This window comes from Nocardia sp. NPDC059236, from assembly GCF_042754085.1.
Taxonomy (GTDB): Bacteria; Actinomycetota; Actinomycetes; order Mycobacteriales; family Mycobacteriaceae; genus Nocardia.
The window spans coordinates 570-1,208 of sequence record NZ_JBHZAF010000092.1 but is presented as its reverse complement, the minus strand read 5'-3'; the positions used below and the strand labels follow the sequence as shown (position 1 = coordinate 1,208).

Here is a 639-nt window from a genome sequence, read left to right as displayed (position 1 = left end):
GTACAGATGCTCGAAACCGGGATCGAAGGCGATGCCGAGAAGGCCTCGCTCACCGTCCTCGGTGGTCTCCTCAGTGATGTCGACGACGGGGTCGCCGAGTCCCTTGTCGTCCAGGACCCGTACCGTGCCCGACCGTTCGGCGATCCAGACGGTGCCGTCGGGACCGGCCGTTCCGTCGATGGGGTTCTTGGCCTCGGCGACCTTCGTGAGGGACACGTCCGCCTGTCGCGGCCCGGTCCTGTCTTCGGCGGACGCCGTGGATAACGCGAGCGAGGCGGCCAGCACGAGCGTGCCGACCAGCGCCGGGCGTTTGCGAACTCTCACCCTGATCCTCCTGCAAGCAGCGGTCACGTCGTCACCCGGCTGCGAGGGGGCCGTGGGAGATGGGGGGCGCCCGCGCCAGCATGCAACCTGGGTGGGGGGTGGTGCCCTACTGGCTGTCCGTGAGGGTAGTGCCCGCGAACCGCGCGGGACAGGTCTTGTGCACCCCTCGCGCGCGCTCAGCGTTCCTTCTGCGCCAGTGCCAGCAGATGGTCGGCCAGTGCCTGCCCGCCGTCCGGCGCCCGGCTGATCAGCAGCAGCGTGTCGTCCCCCGCGATGGTGCCGATGATCTCGTGCACCCCCGCCTGGTCGATGGCC

2 pseudogenes are annotated in these 639 nt (G+C 70.0%); both read right to left on the bottom strand.

Features of this window, described 5'->3' with window-relative positions:
- A pseudogene (locus tag ACFXIV_RS48115) lies at positions 1–324 on the bottom strand (hypothetical protein); the annotation flags it as partial.
- Between the two features lie 176 nt (positions 325–500).
- A pseudogene (locus ACFXIV_RS48110) lies at positions 501–639 on the bottom strand (arginine repressor); the annotation flags it as partial.